Below are 14313 nucleotides of genomic sequence, written 5' to 3' on the forward strand. Positions count from 1 at the left end.
AGGTTGGCAAGTTCAAGGCTTTCCTGTCGTATTCCAGAGCCTTCTTGGCGTTGCCGGACACAACCTGGGCGGTGATGCGCCGCTGCCCAGCGCTGCCGTGGCAGATAGAAACCCAATGCATCGTCGACCCTGAATTGGTGCCAAGATACCCCGCCTAGGGACCCTGCGCGAAAGATCGGAACTTTAACGCGAGTCGCAACCATTCAGGGTCAGATTTCAGACTGACCTACCACGCCGTCAACACCGTCCGGCTCGCCCCGGAGCGGCGGCGTGCTACAGCCTCTCTCATGGCCACGTCCCCTTCGCCCTCCTCCGCGCCGATGAAGCGGCTCGTCTTCGTCGTCACCGAGGACTGGTTCTTCGCCTCGCACTTCCTGCCCATGGCGCGGGCCGCCGTGGCGATGGGCCTGTCCGTGGCGGTGGTGACCCGCGTGCGCGCCCACCGGGCGGTGATCGAGGCGACGGGGGCGCGCGTGGTCGAGTTGGAGGCCGAGCGCTCCAGCCTCAACCCCATGGCGGCGGGTTATGCGGCGGGCCAGCTCGCGGCGATCCTGAAGGCGCTGAAGGCGGATATCGTCCATTGCATCGCGCTGCGCTCGATCCTCGTGGGCGGGACGGCGGCGGCGATGGCGGGTATCTCAGGCCGGGTCTATGCCCTGACCGGGCTCGGCCTGATGGGCGCGCGCGCCGACGTCGCGGGACGCATGGCCCGCATCGCCCTGCGCCAGCTGATCCGTGGACCGCTCGCCTCGAAACAGACCCGGTTCCTGTTCGAAAACCCGGACGACGCCATCGCCCTCGGCCTCGATCCGGCCGACACGGCCGTCACCATCGTCGGCGGGGCCGGCATCGACCCGGCCTTGCTCGCAGAGACGCCGCAACCGCCCTCCCCGCCCCTGCGCATCGCCGTCGTGGCGCGGATGCTGTGGTCGAAGGGTATCGACACTGCCGTGGAGGCGACGCGCCTCGCACGCGCGGAGGGCGCGGCGGTGGAGCTCTCCCTCTACGGTGCTCCGGACGCCTCGAACCGGAGGGCGATCCCGCAAGAGACCCTGCGTTCCTGGAGCCGGGACGGCATCACCTGGCATGGCCCGACCCGCGATGTGAGCGCCGTCTGGGCGGAGCACCATGTCGGATGCCTGCCCTCCCGGGGCGGCGAAGGCCTGCCGCGTACGCTTCTGGAGGCGGCGTCCTGCGGGCGCGCCCTCCTCACCACCGACGTTCCCGGCTGCCGGACGCTGGTTCGCGAGGGAATCGAGGGCATGCTGGTCCCGCCGGACGATGCGCGGAGCCTCGCTGCCGCGATGATCCGGCTCGCCGCCGATCCGCTCCTCGTGGCGCGGATGGGAGAGGCCGCGCGGCGGCGCGTGGTCGAGGGCGGCTTCACGGAGGATGCGGTGATGCAGGCGGTAACGGGCCTCTACGCGGATCTCATCCGCTCATGACACCCTCGGTCGATCCACTTCGCTTCATCCGCACCAATACGCGGCTTCTGCCCGTGCCCCACGCACCGGAGATCGTGCTGCATGTGGCCGACGAGGCCACCGATCTCTGGCAGAAGACGGAGGACGAGCTCGATTCCATCGGCCTGCCGCCGCCGTTCTGGGCCTTCGCCTGGGCAGGCGGGCAAGCCCTGGCCCGGCATGTCCTCGACCGCCCGGACCTCGTGGCCGGGCAGCGGATCCTCGATTTCGCCTCCGGCTCCGGGTTGGTGGCGATCGCGGCGACGCTCGCCGGCGCCACCCATGCGACGGCGAGCGACCTCGATGCCTTCGCGATCGCGGCCATCGGCCTCAATGCCGAAGCCAACGGCGTCGGCGAACGGATCACGCCCGTCCTCGACGACCTCATCGGTTCGCGGCCGGCCGATCTCGGCGTCACGACGATCCTCGTGGCGGACATCTTCTACGAGAGCGACATCGCCGGCCGGGTCACCGACTGGCTGGCGGCCCTGCATGAGCAGGGCGCCACCATCCTCATCGGCGATCCCGGCCGTTCCTACCTGCCGAGGGACCGGCTCGACATCCTCGCGACCTACGAGGTGCCGGTGAGCCGCTCCCTCGAGGATGCGGAGATCAAGCGCAGCAGCGTCTGGCGCTTCAGGGCTTAGGAGCCGGGGGCGTCGCCTCCGGTATCATGCCGGAGCCGGTGCCGGTGCCGGGGGGCACGGTCGAGCCGGGCGCCGTCGGGGCGGGTGCCATCGGGGCAGGCGCATTCGCTGCGGGGGCCGTGGGGGCGGTGGTCGCTCCGGAGGCGTCGTCGCCCTTCAGGCAGGATTTGATGAAGGCATGCCGGTCGGCCTTGTCCACGCCGGCGGATTTCAACTCCTCCTTGCACGCCTTGAGCGCGTCGTCCCTGCAGGACTTCATGAACGTCTTGCGCTCGTCGCCCTTCAGGCCCTTGGCCTTCAGTTCCTGCTTGCAGGCGCCGATGCGGCCACCCACGGCGGCGGAGGCGTCCGTCATGGGCAATCCGGTGAGCATCCCGGCAAGCAGGACGAGTCGCAACGTCGAGTTCTTCATAATCGCACTCGCTTCAACGGATGGAGGGGGGATGGGATCGCGACGGACCGGAGCGTGGCCGCGATCGGTGTGGCGACGCGCCCCGTGCGTCGGTCGTCGCACCACACTCCATCATCGGCCATGCCCGCCATGGATGCAACATCCGGCCCCCTGCCCTTCACCCGCCCCCGGGCACATTCCCGTGAGGATCGGCCCCGGGACGGCGCGGTTCGGCCGAGGAGCGACGATCCGCGCTCACCCCGCCTGCGGGGCGCGGATCTGGTCGAAATCGAGCAGGGCCGTCTCGATCACGATCTGGGTGCGGCTGATGACGTCGAGCTTGCGCAGGATCTCGGAGACATGCGCCTTGACGGTGGAATCCCCGACCTGAAGCTCGTGCGCGATCTGCTTGTTCAGCTTTCCCTGCCGGATCATCAGGAGGACCCGTAATTGCTGCGGCGTCAGGCGGGCGATCCGCTCCGCGAGCTGCGTCGCCGGAGTGGCCAGATCCGCCGCGGGCCCGGAAAGCGCCGCCGGGATCGACAGGCCTCCACCCAGAACGTCCGCGATGGCACGGGTCAGCGTCGCCTTGTCCACCGCCTTCGGCACGAACCCGGCCGCGCCGTGCCGCAGCGCCTCGCGCATGATGCGCGGATCTTCCAGGCCGGACACGACGAGGATCGGAACGCGCGGGAAACGGGAGCGGATCGAGATCAGGCCATCGAATCCGACGACGCCCTGCATCGACAGGTCCAGCAGCACGAGATCGATTCGACTGTCGGCCGTCAGGGCCGCCATGGCGCTGACGATCCCCTCGGCCTCCGCTATCGCCGCTTCGGGAAAGGCGAGCTTGACGGCGCTCGCCAACGCATCGCGGAACAGCGGATGGTCGTCGACGATCAAAAGACGCGTGGCCGCCCCGCCCCTGCCCTCTTCCCCCGGCATCGAACCCATCCCGCACCGATCTCGCACGCGAGCCCTGCGGTGACCCTACCAGATCGGTGTCGAACGCGCCAAAGCGAGGGGAAGCGCCGCGCCGACAACGGCATCGGAGGGGGCACCGAGGCCCCTCGTGCCGCATCCCCTCGCCCGGCCCGATCGGTGCTACTTTGCGGTGATCTTGACGCCGGTCTTCTCCACCTCGGCCCGTACCATCGTCTTGGTCTCCTGGGGAGCAACGGACCAGGCTACCGCACAGACCAGGCAGAGTGCAGCGAAGCTATAGGCAAGCCCGTGCATCACTCCCAGCAGTCCGAGCAGGAGAGGGATGAGAGATAGCGTCACTGCCATCGTCGAATTACCGGTCAGATAGTAAATCGAAACAAAAGCAATCACCGTCATGACGAGTGCTTTGAGGAAATTAGGCACTGACATCTCCGTTTCAAAAGTCGGATCTATGATCTTTCGGCCATAGACATGTATCTGCGGCGCCTTAACCCCAGAGGCTTCAAACGGTTAAGCTTATCGCAGTGCCATGACAATTCGACATTCCTCATACAGGCCATGCAAGAATCCCAGGGCCATAAATCCGAGGGCCATGAATCCGAGGGCCACGGCACGCCGGTCGACGTGACAATCCGCATGCCCGACGGCCGAAACGAATCTCCCATCATCCGTGACGCGCCTGGAAACCGGCCCTTCCCCGCCCCGTGAAACCACGGCTGCAATTCCCGCGCCGCGATGACGGAATCTCGCCCGGCAGCAACATGATCCCTCCGGGCGGCATCGCCCGAAAGCGTATTCGGACCCGCAATCCCTTCGTCCGGCCCGGCCGGAAAAGGAAATCGAGGCGAGCGGCCAAGGATGCCGATCGTCTCGATCGGGCGCGTCAGAGATCCCGAGACAGCGACTCGATCATGCCGAATGTCGAATTACGCACAAAGAACGCCAAAAACGCTCATAATCCACAAATCACCGCCTATCATTTGTTGGACCCGTGACGCAGTTGCTATGGTACGTTCGGCGTTTGGGGTTGATGAGCGGCGTGGAAACCGGACGCCGACTCTTCGGGGCAATTGCATGGTCATTCCTTCTCAAAAACACGTTCGCAACAGCCTTCTCTCCCGGATGCACCCCGACGATTATGCGGCCATCGAAACCGTTCTCGAGCCGGTCACGCTGAAGCGGAAGGACGTCCTCATCCAACCCGGCCAGCCCTTGACCCATATGCGTTTCATCGAGAGCGGCGTCGCCTCGGTGGTGGTCGGCACCCGCGAAGGCAGGCGCATCGAGGTGGGGATCATCGGCTCGGAGGGAGCCAGCGGCCTACCGCTGCTGTTCGACGTGGAATCCACGCCCCACGAAACCTTCATGCAGATCGACGGCGAAGCGCTGCAGGTGGACAAGGCCTCGTTCCGCAGCTTGGTCGAGGAAAGACCTGCCTTCCGCAAGTTGATGATGCGCTATGCTCACATCTTTCAGCTTCTCACCGCCCAGACAGCCTTGTCACACGGTTCTTATACTTTGGAAGAACGGCTGGCTCGTTGGCTGCTGATGTGCCACGACCGTGTCTCGGGCGATGAGTTTCCCATCACGCACGAATTCCTGTCCGTCATGCTCGGCGTCCATCGCCCCGGGGTGACGACGACGATCCATATCCTCGAAGGCGCCGGCACGGTCCGGGCCCGGAGGTCTCACATCGAGATCGTCAATCGCGACAAGCTCAAGCTCATCGCGGGCGAAAGCTACGGCATACCGGAGGCGGAGTACCGCCGCCTCATCGCCGAGGATGCCGCGGAGAGTTGATCCCTGGACCGCCCCCAACGTGTTCAGGCTTCGATGAACGTCGATCTCATCCCCGGCGATGGTCATGATCCGTACCAAGCTTCTGGCCGACCTTATTCACCGTCTTCCTTTTGCGTATCACCGTCCTAGAATCGACATCTCGTCTTCGATATGATCGAGGCGTTCGCCCCGTGGCCTGAACTAGAACTTTCGCGATCGATGCCTCACCTTTCCTACAGCTGCTATCGGAGCCGTCTTTACGGTCATGTGGCCCACCAGGAGCTTTTGGCACTTTTGCGAGGACGTATAGTCAAAGAAGACGAGAGCATGCGGCAAATGATCATCCCCATGGATCTGGCGGTCGAGCAAGCCCCTTTCGCCTTGACGATCCACGGTTTCGGGAATCGATCAGTCACAGCAGGAGGTGGGGGCGGCGCCCGTCCAGCTCGAACCTCGCGTCGAACCGGAGCATGACTACGACTTTAGTACGAGAGCGATTATCTTAAGATAATCGCGGTTCGCGTCCTTCAATTGTCATAGATCATTGAAAACGCGTTTCGAAGAATGCTACTTTTGGCGAAAGCCGATGTTGATCGCATAGAGATATCGACCATTGTCGCGGAATAGATTCTCGAATACGGCGGATAGCGTGTTCAATCCTCTGATCCAGAAGCTGGAAGGCTTCGTGGAACTGAGCGACGCCGATAGGGACGCGCTTCATCGGCTCGCGTCCGTCGCCCGCGACGTTCCCGCCCGCACCAACCTCGTCCGCGAAGGCGAGCCGCCGAGCGATATCATCTTCATCACCGAAGGGATCGGTTGCCGGTTCAAGCAACGCGCCAACGGCGCCCGACAGATCACGGCCTATCTCGTTCCGGGCGATACCTGCGATCTCGACATCGCCCTGCTGAACCGGCTCGACCATACGATCGCGACCCTATCCCCCTGCAAGGTCGCACGCGTTTCCGCGACGACCCTGAGAGAGATCACCGAGAACCATCCGGCGATCGCCCGGGCGATGCGCATCTCCGCCCTGATCGACGAGGCGACGTTGCGCGAATGGCTGGTGAATATCGGCTGCCGGTCGGCTCTGGAGCGGATCGCGCATCTCTTCTGCGAGTTCCTCGTCCGGCTGCGGGCTGTCGGCCTGGCCACGGAGGATAGCTGCGATCTCCCCATGACGCAGCACGAACTGGCGGACACGACGGGAATGACGACCGTCCACGTCAACCGCTCGCTGCAGGAGCTGAGACGGCGGGGGCTGATCGAACTCAAGGGCAAGAACCTGAAGGTCCTGGACTGGCCCAGGCTGAGGTCTCTTGCCGAATTCAAGGCCGGCTACCTTCGGGTGGATGGACAGACCATGTTTTGAGCAGGCTCGCCGCCCCCAAAGGCGGGGCTGCGTCCGGTTTCCTGCCCGTGGTTGCTTGCGTACATTTTCTTGCCTGCGGTTTCCTGCCCGATCTCCCTTGCGGCAGCCGCATGGCACACCCAGTCTAGGCTTGGCCGTTACGGTAGGAGACCGGCATGCCGCGATACTTTCTGAACCTGCGCGATCGCGACGGGCTCCATCTCGATCCGGACGGAGACGAGTTCGGCGGCCTGGACGACCTGCGCGACGAGGTCATGATCGGCGTCAAGCAGATCGTCGCCAACGCCCTCGTCAGCGGCTCCACCCTGAGCGACGCTCTGGATCGCTCGTTCGAAATCATCGACGAAGCGGGCGAAACCGTCCTGACGGTCCCGTTCTCCGAAGGTGTCGCGACGAACACCAAGCGATGACGCGACGGGACGTCGCCCGCCTTCGTGGCAAAGGAGGCGCGACGAGACGATTCCGAAGAAAGTTTCCGTCTCGACCCATTCAGGGTGGTTGACCGGAACGGACCAGCCGTTGTGTTGTCCCCGCCGACAACGAGGGGCTTTCGCGGATGACTTCGAGGCACGTGCCGACTTCGCCATTCTCTGACCAGAAGCCCGGGACGTCGGGCCTTCGCAAGAAGGTCCCCGTCTTCCAGCAGCCCCGCTACGTCGAGAATTTTGTCCAATCCATCTTCGACATCATCCCCGACCGCGAGGGCGCGACCCTGGTCGTGGGCGGCGATGGCCGCTTCTTCAACCGCGAGGTGGTGCAGACGACCCTGAAACTTGCCGCCGCCAACGGCTTCGCCCGGGTTCTCGTCGGCCAGGGTGGTCTCCTCTCCACACCGGCGGCCTCCTGCGTCATCCGCAAGCACGGCGCGATTGGCGGCATCGTCCTATCGGCGAGCCACAATCCCGGCGGACCGGACGGAGATTTCGGGATCAAGTTCAACGCCGCCAATGGCGGTCCGGCCCCGGAATCCGTCACCGCCGCCATTTACGAGCGCACGAAGGCGATCACCGAGTATCGCATCGCCGACGTGCCGGATCTCGACCTCGACGCCGTGGGCGAGGCTCGGATCGACGGCATGGTCGTCTCCATCATCGACCCGGTGGCCGATTACGCGGCCCTGATGCAGGAACTCGTCGATTTCGACGCGATCCGCCGCCTGTTCGCCTCCGGCTTCCGCATGCGGTTCGACGCCATGAGCGCGGTGACCGGCCCCTACGCCACCGCCATCCTGGAAGGGGCGCTGGGCGCCCCTTCCGGCACGGTGGTGAACGGCACGCCGGAGGAGGATTTCGGCGGCCACCACCCCGACCCCAACCCGGTCCATGCCCACGAGCTCTACGAACTGATGCTGAGCGCGGACGCGCCGGATTTCGGCGCGGCCTCGGACGGGGACGGCGACCGCAACATGATCGTGGCGCCCGGCCTCTTCGTCACCCCGAGCGACAGCCTGGCGATCCTTTCCGCCCATGCCCATCGCGCGCCGGGCTACGCCTCCGGCCTCGCTGGCATCGCCCGTTCGATGCCCACGAGCCGTGCCGCCGACCGGGTCGCCGCGTCGCTCGGCATTCCCGCCTACGAGACGCCGACGGGGTGGAAGTTCTTCGGCACCCTGCTCGATGCCGGCCTCATCACCCTCTGCGGCGAGGAGAGCGCCGGCACCGGCTCGAACCACGTCCGCGAGAAGGACGGGCTCTGGGCCGTGCTGCTGTGGCTGAACATCCTGGCGGCGACGGGCAAGCGCGCCGACGCCATCGTGCGCGAGCATTGGGCCTCGTTCGGCCGCGATTACTACACCCGCCACGATTACGAGGAGATCGAGTCCGAGAGCGCCAACCGTCTCATGGAGGTGTTGCGCGCGCAGGTCGCGAGCCTGCCCGGCCGCCGGATCGGCGATCTCACCGTCTCCACGGCGGACGATTTTCGCTATGTCGACCCGGTCGACGGCTCCGTGACGGCGCAGCAGGGCATCCGCATCAGCTTCGCCGAGGATGCGCGCGTGGTCTACCGGCTCTCCGGCACCGGCACGGCGGGGGCGACGCTGAGGGTCTATATCGAGCGCTACGAGAGCGACCCGGACCGGCTCGACCTGACGCCGGATGTCGTCCTTGCCCCTGTCGTCCAGGCGGCGCGCGACATCGCCGACATCGCCGGCATCACGGGGCGCAGCGAGCCCAGCGTGATCACCTGACGACACGAAGGGGGGCGGCCCTTCCACCGATGCCGCATCCCGGGAACCGCGTTTTCCTCGGCCCATTGTCCTGAAGATCACGGGTGATCGCCGGCCACGCAATGGCCGCGCACCCCTTCTCGCACAGATGGGACAGACATGAAGTTGCAGGGCAAACGCGCTCTGATCACCGGGGCGGATTCCGGTATCGGACAGGCTGCGGCCGAGTTGTTCGCGCGCGAAGGCGCGGACGTGGCGATCACCTACAACACCGACGCGGACGGCGCGCGGGAGACCGCGCGCCGGGTCGAGGCCGCCGGGCGCAGATGCCTGGTGATCCAGGACGATGTCGGTGACCCGGCCTCCGTCGAGGCGACCTTCGCCAAGGTGGCGGCCGAGTTCGGCGTTCTCGACATCCTCGTCAACAATGCCGGCCAGGCCATGAGCGGCATGCCGGTGGCCGAGATGGATAACGGCAAGCTCGAACAGATCCTGCGGGTCAACCTGATGGGGCCGGTCTTCTGCGCCCGCGCCTTCATCAAGGTCCGGCGGGCCAATGGCGGGCGGGGTAAGATCGTCATCGTCTCGTCGGTGGCCCAGCACCTGCCGACGCCGGAAAGCGCGCCCTACGGCATGTCGAAGGCCGGTGTCGGCTCGCTCTGCCGGAGCCTGTCGCGCGAGCTCGCCGAGGACAAGATCAACGTCAACAACGTCGCCCCCGGCCTGATCGAGACACCGATGACCAGCGACCGGTTCGAGAACCCGGAGAAGCTCGAAGCCTCCCTGGAGCGCATCCCGTGGCACCGCGCCGGCCAGCCCGACGACATCGCCAAGGCGATCCTCTACCTCGCCTCGGACGACGCCGATTACGTCACCGGCCATACCCTCGTGGTGGATGGCGGCCTGACCATGCAATGGGGCGGCGCGTAGGGCGGGTCTCTCTTCGGGAACGGAATATCGAAAAGGGCCGGATCGCGATCGATCCGGCCCCTCTCATGTCTGGTCTCACGTCGCCGCCTTGGGTTCGGCGGGTATTGCCGTTTACGCGGCCGGCGGAGCGGTGGCCTCGACCGCCGTGAACTCTTCGAGGATCGTGTAGGTGTGCTCGGCCTCGGCCGGGACGAGCCAGGAGTCGCCGGGCTCCAGGGTCACGGTCTCGCCGCCGACCGTGAGTTCGGCGCGGCCGGAAATGACGTATCCCACCGTCTCGTAGGGTCGACTGGCACTCGGCTTGTCGTCCGTCGGCGGCTCGTGACGCCACATCCGCATGGCGACCCGCTCACCCTTGGCGAGGCGGATTTCGCCATGCGCATCCGCGCGGGCATTCGTCGTGGAGATCTTCGTGGTCATGGCGCTTGAAACCTCGTCGCGTTGCGGTGAATCCAACCGGGGAATGGCGGTGGCGTTCCTGATTAATCCTCAGGAGGGATGCCCGAGGAACGCATCGGCCGAGCGCAGAGCCAGCGCCATGATGGTCAGGGCCGGGTTGGCGGCCAGCGAACTCGGGAAGGTCGATCCGTCGCTGATCCAGAGGTTCGGAATCTCGAAGCTTCGGCCATGGGGATCGACCACGGCGCTGTCGCCATCCATGCCCATCCGGCAGGTGCCGATCGTGTGCGCGACGCGCTCCAGCACCCAGATGTCGGAGGCGCCGGCGGCTTCCCAGATCGCCTTCATGGTCCGCGTCGCATGGGCGTTCAGCCGATCCTCGTTGGAGGAATAGCCGAAATCGATCTGCGCCTTGCGCATCCCGAACGCGTCCACCTCGTCGGCGAGGACCAGCACGTTGGCGTCGCAGGGCAGGGTCTCACCGTTGATCCCGATGCCCGCCATGTGGTTGTAACGATTGAGATGTTCGGTCAGCGCCCGCCCCCACAGGCCGCGCCCCCGCGCCACCGAGTTGCCCCAGGTGACGGGCAGGACGCCGAGACTCTGCATCAGGTAGCCGCCCGCGAAATCCGCATCATCGGGCCGGACCATGTCCTCGCTGATGAGCGACGAGGGATAGCCGCGGTTCATCCGCATCTCGGCTTCGAACGTCCCCCAGACTTGTGTCGCCACATGGCCCATATAGTTGCGGCCGACCTGACCGCTGCCGTTGGCGAGCCCGAGATGCAGGAGGAGCCGAGGCGTCTCCACGGCCCCGGCGCAGAGGTAGACTGCCGCGCAACGCTGCCGATGATCGATGCCGCCATGCCGGTAGATCACCGACGTGATCCGGCCCTCACGGTCGCGCTCGAGCCCGTGCACGCGACAATCGGGGCGGATTTCCGCGCCATTGGAGACCGCATGCGGCAGGTAGGTCACATCCATGCTGGTCTTGGCGCCGGTGCGACAGCCCTGGTGGCAGTAGCCGCAACTGATGCAGCCCCGGCGCAGACCGCCGCCCTCCTGGGAGAAGTCGCGCGAGACGACGGCCGCAGGCGAGTCGGCGGTTCGAATGCCGAGCCGGTCGCAGGCTTGGCCCATCACCTGCGCCGGCGCATTGCGCGGGACCGGTGAGAGAGGATAGCGCCGGCCGGGATCCCAGGGGTACTGGGAGGAGCCGGACACGCCGATAAACGCCTCGACGCGCTCATAGAATGGTAGCAGGTCGTCGTAATCGAGCGGCCAATCCACGCCCATCCCGGTCTCGGAGTGAAGACGCAGGTCGCGCTCGTCGGCACGCGGCGTGAAAGCCCCCCAATGCAGGGTGGAGCCACCAACCCCGGTCCCGCTGTTGTTGGCGCCGAAGGCCTCCGGTGTCGAACCGCCGCTGAGGCGCTCCTCGGTCCAGTAGATCTCATCCGCGAGCGTTTCGTCGAACGCGAACTGCGTAGGATCGAAATTCGGCCCCGCCTCCAGGGCGACGACGGTGAGCCCTGCCGCTACGAGACGGGCGAGCACGGGCGCACCGCCCGCCCCCGTGCCGATCACGACCACATCGACGATGTCATCGGTTGCGTAGCGACGCATCGCATCGAGCTTCACAGACCGATCTCCCCGCCGGTCTTACCCAGGGCGGCAGATTCCCATGGTTCAGGGTCACCGATCCCCACCCGTACGAAGCCGGGCATACGATCGGTGTCGTCGCCACCCGCACCGATCCCGCCGAAGCCGATCCGCGCGAGGCTGGCGGGATGGGCCAGATAGATCCGTACCGCGTCACTGCGCAGATCCTCGAACCACAGGCTCATTCTTTCGGCGTCGAACCCCTGCCTCGGTTCTTCGGGCGAGAGCCGCTCGCCGGCTGAGGCCGCGTGCAGGAGGGCGTCCTGATCGGCCCCGCCGAGGGACAGGAAACCCGTCTCGTGGACGGATCTCGCGGCGGCATCGAGCATGCTCAGCGCGATACGATAGGCCTCGCCGTCCTCCGGCAGCTTGGCGAAGCGCCAACCATCCCCGGTTCCAGCAGCGAGCCGGGCCTCGATCCGCGCAGCGATGTCGATCCGGCCGGCATCGCCCTGCGGGAGCACCCGGTCGAGGACGGCGCGAAGGAGGGCGAGTTCCATCGGATCGAACCATGTGGACCGGTACTCCGAAGCATCGGGCTCGGCGCGAGCGAGGAGCGCCGCCCTCAGACGGCTATTCACCCGCTCGGAATCGATCAGCGCGCGGTAGGGCTGCGGCACCTCCGGTGAGGTAGACCGTCGCGCCGCCCCCTCCGCAACGAGGTCTGTAATCAGCTCGGCCACCGCCTCCGGTCGCTCCAGGGGCAGGAGATGTCCTGCACCGTCGAGGGCAACGAGGCGGCCGGATGCCAGGTGAGGAAGAGTCAGTGCCTCCTGCGCCTTAGCGCCGAGATCGGCATCCTCGGTTCCGCCGACGACGACGGCCGGTATGCGCAGGATGCCGATCCGGCGGCTCCAATCCTCTCGGGAGCCGTCGCGAAGCCATGCCGTCCAGGCGGCGGGAGCAGCACGCAGCACATCCTCGATCGCCCGGGTTCGACGCGGTTCGTCGAGGCGCGCACCGGTATTCTGGTCGATGAACTCGCCTGCCTTGCGCCGGCGGGTCTCCGCATCCGCGGAAATCCAGTCCAACATCTCCTGCCGCTTGTCGTCGGACATCGGCTCTGGACTCGGTGGCGAACCGCCGAGCAGGACCAGCCCAGCGAGCCCCGCCAGATCCGGCGCCCCGTCCTCGGCGCGCCGGGCGATAGCCAGTGCCACCTTGGCACCCATGCTATGGCCGGCGAGATACCATCGTTCCCCGGGATCGGCGGCCGTAATGCGGGCAGCCACATAATCCGCCATCGCATCCACCGTGTAGCCCGGGACGTCAGCCGCATCTCCGAACCCCGGCAGGTCGAGCGCGACCAGACGAACGACGCCATCGAGGCAGGCTGCGACCGGCTCCCATTCCCGCGCGCTTCCGCCGAGGAAATGCAGGCAGACCAACGTGGATGGGCCGCCGGTACCCAGGCCCGCGATGGCCGGGGCAGCGGCGGTGGTATTGGAAGCGGGACGATTTGGCATCAGCCCGAACTCGGGCGCGTGCCCTCCCGATCAAGGGCTTAATCCCCCACCGGGCTTGCGGCATGGCGTCCGTCCAATCCGATCCGCATCGTGAGCGTCAGGGGGCCGACCCCTCTCTCAATCCCGATCTCAGTTCGAGGAAAAGGTCCTCCGAGATGGAATCGTAGCCATAATACGGCCAGTCGATGGCGACGATCATCGTCATGGCCTGAGCGATGGAGAAGGACAGGAGGCAGCTCATGAAGAGATGAGCCGTGAAATTTTCGACGCCGAACAGGACGGCGAAAGCGATCATCGAGATCGAGCCAAGAAGCACGACGGCCCAGACGATCCGGTCGACGCCATTGATGGCCAGATCGCTTCGTCCGCGATGGAGATCGTAGAGATCGTCGATGTGCTTGCGAAAGTCCTTCACCGTGAGAACGTCCGCCAGATCCTTCAGCGGCAGCGCCGCAGCTTCGAGCCATAGGCGGTGCAGCACCCGAGTTCCCGCGACGGGCCGCTCCGCCCGTCTCATCTGGGGCCACTCCTCCTCGATCACCACCTGAACGTCAGTCGCCAGATGAGCACGGATGGCAGCACGGTTCGGTTCGGGAAGGGTCATCACCTCCCGCGCCAGTCTCGCGACTTTATCCGCCTCCTCGAAAACGAGGGTTTCGGCACGGTCCTTCCGCGTCATGACGGTGATCGCCATGGAAGAGATCAAGATCGCGTAGATGACACCGACGACGGCGATGAAGAAGCCGGCGATACCGTTGTGGGACCGCCGACGATCCTTCTTCCAAACCCTGTCGACCATCAGGACGGCCGACACCGTGCCACCCACGGAGATGGAGCTGATGACGCAGGCCATCTGCCAGATCGGCGCGCCATAGAGGAAATTGAGGAAATCCATCATGCACCGCGCCTGCGGTCTCGCATCGGCACGACGTCGCCCTGGCAAAGTGACGTTCCGGCAAATTCCGGATTCGGCAGTGGCTCAAACGGGGGCTCACCTGCCCATGCGCACATCGACTGTGCAACCGAACGCGGTTGGGCGGAACAAACCCTCGCTCCTCCCACTTTCGCCTGTCGTCCCTCGGGGATTTAGAG

Annotated in this window: 14 protein-coding genes; 7 read left to right on the forward strand and 7 right to left on the reverse strand. The window is 65.9% G+C overall.

What is annotated here, in order from left to right; genetic code table 11:
* The first annotated feature begins 287 nt into the window (after nt 1-287).
* Together RQI43_RS21385 and RQI43_RS21390 are read left to right on the forward strand one after the other, a co-directional pair.
* Complete coding sequence (locus RQI43_RS21385; RefSeq protein WP_311276524.1) at nt 288-1445, forward strand: glycosyltransferase family 4 protein; 1158 nt, start codon at nt 288-290, stop codon at nt 1443-1445.
* Nucleotides 1442-2110 (forward strand): methyltransferase, encoded by a 669-nt coding sequence (locus RQI43_RS21390; RefSeq protein ID WP_311276525.1) that lies wholly within the window; start codon nt 1442-1444, stop codon nt 2108-2110. Before RQI43_RS21385 ends, RQI43_RS21390 begins: the two co-directional genes overlap by 4 nt.
* On the opposite strand, the gene RQI43_RS21395 is transcribed toward RQI43_RS21390, so the two are convergent.
* From RQI43_RS21395 to RQI43_RS21405, 3 genes are all read right to left on the reverse strand, one after another.
* Entirely contained in the window at nt 2100-2522 is a 423-nt protein-coding gene (locus tag RQI43_RS21395; RefSeq protein WP_311276526.1) for a PsiF family protein, read from the reverse strand. The two genes, RQI43_RS21390 and RQI43_RS21395, sit on opposite strands and share 11 nt — an antisense overlap.
* A 234-nt stretch (nt 2523-2756) precedes the next feature.
* Nucleotides 2757-3446 carry a response regulator transcription factor gene (locus tag RQI43_RS21400; protein WP_056428706.1) on the reverse strand — a complete coding sequence of 230 codons (690 nt, stop codon included), beginning with the start codon at nt 3444-3446 and terminating at the stop codon, nt 2757-2759.
* 159 nt (nt 3447-3605) lie between these two features.
* The gene (locus RQI43_RS21405) at nt 3606-3869 is read right to left on the reverse strand and encodes a hypothetical protein (protein WP_156652676.1); all 264 of its coding nucleotides are present in this window, start codon (nt 3867-3869) and stop codon (nt 3606-3608) included.
* A gap of 495 nt (nt 3870-4364) precedes the next feature.
* Between RQI43_RS21405 and RQI43_RS21410 the strand changes: the two genes are divergently transcribed.
* The 5 genes from RQI43_RS21410 to RQI43_RS21430 all read left to right on the forward strand — a co-directional run bounded on the left by RQI43_RS21410 (nt 4365) and on the right by RQI43_RS21430 (nt 9694).
* Nucleotides 4365-5246 carry a Crp/Fnr family transcriptional regulator gene (locus tag RQI43_RS21410; protein ID WP_311276527.1) on the forward strand — a complete coding sequence of 294 codons (882 nt, stop codon included), beginning with the start codon at nt 4365-4367 and terminating at the stop codon, nt 5244-5246.
* A gap of 628 nt (nt 5247-5874) precedes the next feature.
* Nucleotides 5875-6597 carry a Crp/Fnr family transcriptional regulator gene (locus RQI43_RS21415; RefSeq protein WP_244478163.1) on the forward strand — a complete coding sequence of 241 codons (723 nt, stop codon included), beginning with the start codon at nt 5875-5877 and terminating at the stop codon, nt 6595-6597.
* A gap of 155 nt (nt 6598-6752) precedes the next feature.
* Nucleotides 6753-7007 (forward strand): DUF6894 family protein, encoded by a 255-nt coding sequence (locus RQI43_RS21420; protein ID WP_056428385.1) that lies wholly within the window; start codon nt 6753-6755, stop codon nt 7005-7007.
* Between the two features lie 146 nt (nt 7008-7153).
* Complete coding sequence (locus RQI43_RS21425; RefSeq protein WP_311276528.1) at nt 7154-8785, forward strand: alpha-D-glucose phosphate-specific phosphoglucomutase; 1632 nt, start codon at nt 7154-7156, stop codon at nt 8783-8785.
* Between the two features lie 138 nt (nt 8786-8923).
* A complete protein-coding gene (locus RQI43_RS21430) occupies nt 8924-9694 on the forward strand; it encodes a glucose 1-dehydrogenase (protein WP_311276529.1) in 771 nt (256 codons plus the stop codon).
* A 111-nt stretch (nt 9695-9805) separates the two neighbouring features.
* Here the strand turns inward: RQI43_RS21430 and RQI43_RS21435 are convergent, their stop codons facing one another.
* The 4 genes from RQI43_RS21435 to RQI43_RS21450 all read right to left on the reverse strand — a co-directional run bounded on the left by RQI43_RS21435 (nt 9806) and on the right by RQI43_RS21450 (nt 14119).
* A complete protein-coding gene (locus tag RQI43_RS21435; protein ID WP_056428392.1) occupies nt 9806-10114 on the reverse strand; it encodes a cupin domain-containing protein in 309 nt (102 codons plus the stop codon).
* 69 nt (nt 10115-10183) lie between these two features.
* Nucleotides 10184-11734: a GMC family oxidoreductase gene (locus RQI43_RS21440; protein WP_311276530.1), complete on the reverse strand. Its 1551-nt coding sequence runs from the start codon at nt 11732-11734 to the stop codon at nt 10184-10186.
* Complete coding sequence (locus RQI43_RS21445) at nt 11731-13221, reverse strand: alpha/beta hydrolase (protein WP_311276531.1); 1491 nt, start codon at nt 13219-13221, stop codon at nt 11731-11733. Before RQI43_RS21445 ends, RQI43_RS21440 begins: the two co-directional genes overlap by 4 nt.
* A gap of 97 nt (nt 13222-13318) precedes the next feature.
* Nucleotides 13319-14119: a hypothetical protein gene (locus RQI43_RS21450; protein ID WP_311276532.1), complete on the reverse strand. Its 801-nt coding sequence runs from the start codon at nt 14117-14119 to the stop codon at nt 13319-13321.
* Nucleotides 14120-14313 lie beyond the last annotated feature (194 nt).

This window comes from Methylobacterium sp. WCS2018Hpa-22 (assembly GCF_031843785.1).
Lineage (GTDB): Bacteria > Pseudomonadota > Alphaproteobacteria > Rhizobiales > Beijerinckiaceae > Methylobacterium.